A 2741-nucleotide genomic window follows, 5' to 3' on the forward strand; every position below is an offset into this window, starting at 1 on the left:
TCCTCGACCTCGCGGAAGCTGAGCGGGAAGCGGAAGTACAGCCACACGCAGTGCGCGATCACCTCGACCGGGTACCGGTACCCCTTGTACGACGGCGGTGCGCTGCCCACGGACGACCCCTCCCAGCACGACCAACCAGAAGATCATCCCACCCGGTCAGCCAACGTGACAGCGCCCGCACGCCGGTTCCGGGCGGAACTGCGGGCGAGCGGCGCGCTCGTGGACGCCCCGGCCGGCCCCGGGGCGCGCTGGGTGGCGGCCCGGGACATCGAGTGCAACTCCTCCTCGGCCGCCGCCGCGTTGGTGTACGGCTACGACGCGTACACCGCTGACACCGCCGAGAATCGCATCCTGCGCGCCGCCGGCGAGCGGCTGCTGCGGCTGCCGGGCGTCCCCGGCCCCGTCCGGCGGCGCCTGGCCCACCAGCGGTCCGGCTCGCCGACACCCTGCCGCTGGTGCGGGGACAGGAACTGCCGCACTGACAGCCGTCCCGCCTCGGCTCCCACCACCAGTCCGCGCTGCGGCTCGCCGAGGCCGCCGCGACGGAAGCCGGCGTCCTCCCGGCCTTCACGGCCGCCGAGGACGCCGGGCGGGCCCTGGCACGGGCCGCGAGGACGGATCTACCTGTTGATCCAGATGCCGAAGTCCCGCGTGGCCGTGTAGAAGTCCTGGAAGCCCAGGCGCGCCCCCGCACTACGGGTCACCGTGCCCTTGGCGATCGCGCCGCCGGCGGCCGAGGCGGTGTAGATCGGGCCGCCGCTGTCACCGCTGCGGGCCGCCTCCCGGCCGTCCATCTGCTCCGCCTCCACCAGGTCTTCGGAGTCGTTGTAGAAGAAGAGGACCTTCATGTTGCAGACCGGGCCGCCCGTGGCCCGTGCGCTGGTGATTCCGGACTGGCACAGGTACTCACCCGGGAAGACGTGGTCCCAGCCGTCGACCCGCACGCCCGCGTCGCTGTCGGGTCCCCCGGTGTACATGAAGTTGTCGGAGTTCGTGGGGATGAGCATCACGTCATGGGCGTCACTGGACTTGGTGGAGGTGCCGATGTAGGTGCCCTGCGGGTTGGTGAACCGATTGCCGCTCCGACCGCAGTGCTCAGCGGTGAGCAGGTAGGTCGCGCTTGCGTCACGCACACCGAACCCGGCCGTGCACGCCCCGCCATTGAAGTTTATCTGTGCTCCGCCCGACCACGGCGCACCGTCGTTCACACGCGAGCGTTCCTGGAGAGGCTCCTCGCTGATCGTCTTCACGGACACGCCGGCGATCCGGTCGACCGTGCTGTGGTCCTGCGCGACGGAGGCGGTGCGTGCTGCGCGGGTGGTGTCCTGTGCCAGGACCAGTCCGCTGCCGTCAGTGGGGATCTTGACGCTGTGGCCGAGCGAGGGGTCCTTCTCCAGCCGGGCTTGTAACAGCTCGGAGGCGTCCTTGAGTTCGGCCAGCGAGTGGTCCGCGGCAACGATGTGCACGGGGGCGGTTCTGCGGGCCCGCTCCGCGGCCCGCTGTACGGGCTCGGGCAGGTCGCCCTTCCACCACAGGGTGACGTGGTCTTCCTGAAGGCCGATGCCCGTGTAGCCCTCGTAGTGGCCCCGCTCCTGGGCCTTGGCCAGGATGCTCGCAGCGGCGACGAGGGGTCGCTGCTCGTTCATCTTCCGCAGGTTGTCGGCGCCGACAACCTGTGAGATCGGGACGCTCTTCTCGCTGTTACCGTCGCGCTGCTGCTCGGCGCTGGCGCCCGGGGCGAGGGTGCCGACGAGCGCCATCGCCGCGGCCAGGGCCGAACCCGCAGCCCACAGGCTGGTTCTGCCGTATCTCATGAGTATGCCTTTCCTCTTGGCGTAGCAGTCTGTGATCAGACGGCACAGGCATCCTCATGGGCCCCGATTTACATTCGATCTACAAATGATTAATGCCAACCAGATACTCGGGTGTCGAAAGTGAAACACGGAGTCGCACGTGCAGCCGGGTGCGGCGCCGGGAGAGCCACCTTCTCGACGGACTCCGTGGAGACATACCGCTCGACGTCCACGCACGGTTGGACGCCGACCGGACCGTCGAACCGAGTGCCGTACCGGCTCCGGTGCGACCGGCAGGGAGCCCGGCTCCACCGCAGCGTGCTCTCCACCGCCGTCGGCCGGAAGACGGCCGGACCCCACGCCCGTCATGCCGACTTCCTGCGCACCTGAAGGACGGACTGCCGCACTCGGCCCGCGACACCCCAGGTGGGCGCCCCCGCCGGCACCTTCACCCAGCCGCTGTCGTCCACGCGGCGCCCGGCTCGCCCGGCTTCTCGCGGTCTCCGGCTGTAGTGGAGATCGCGGCAGCCGATGACGAAACCGCGCCCGCGGTCCAGGAGTTGCCCGCCGCTCCGTGCGATCGCACCGGCGGACCGTACGAGCCTGGAGCCCGGCGAGCCCGGTGTACGGCCGCACTGCTTCCTTGGACTTGCGCCACGCTCGTGGCGCCGGGGGCGGCCGGCCAGGTTCCACTGACCAGCCATGGCCGGGTTCATGGTCAGGGTTGGCGGCAGCCGTCGGTGACCCGCTCTAAGGGGGCGTTAAGTCCCGTTTTTGGTGATGTGGTGTCGCTCGTTCGTGGGTGATGGAATGGTTCTGCCATCGCCTCATGTCGTGTGCATGATGGGGTCGTGGCATGGAACGGATGCCGTACGCAACCGACTTGTCCGACGAGCAGTGGGCGCTGATCGAGCCGCTGGTCACCGCGTGGAAGCAGGAGCGGGTGGC

1 protein-coding gene and 3 pseudogenes are annotated in these 2741 nt (G+C 69.7%); 2 read left to right on the plus strand and 2 right to left on the minus strand.

The features are described from left to right. Positions 1–110: pseudogene (locus AB0A94_RS38550) on the minus strand (IS6 family transposase); the annotation flags it as partial. A 202-nt stretch (positions 111–312) separates the two neighbouring features. Between AB0A94_RS38550 and AB0A94_RS38555 the strand changes: the two are divergent. Next, positions 313–479: pseudogene (locus tag AB0A94_RS38555) on the plus strand (restriction endonuclease); the annotation flags it as partial. 141 nt (positions 480–620) lie between these two features. On the opposite strand, the gene AB0A94_RS38560 reads toward AB0A94_RS38555, so the two are convergent. Next, on the minus strand, positions 621–1814 hold the full coding sequence (locus AB0A94_RS38560; RefSeq protein ID WP_217127467.1) for a trypsin-like serine protease: 1194 nt from the start codon (positions 1812–1814) through the stop codon (positions 621–623). A gap of 835 nt (positions 1815–2649) precedes the next feature. Between AB0A94_RS38560 and AB0A94_RS38565 the strand changes: the two are divergent. Then, positions 2650–2741 (plus strand): annotated as a pseudogene (locus AB0A94_RS38565) (IS5/IS1182 family transposase); the annotation flags it as partial.

It is taken from the genome of Streptomyces sp. NPDC044984, assembly GCF_040646935.1.
Taxonomy (GTDB): domain Bacteria; phylum Actinomycetota; class Actinomycetes; order Streptomycetales; family Streptomycetaceae; genus Streptomyces.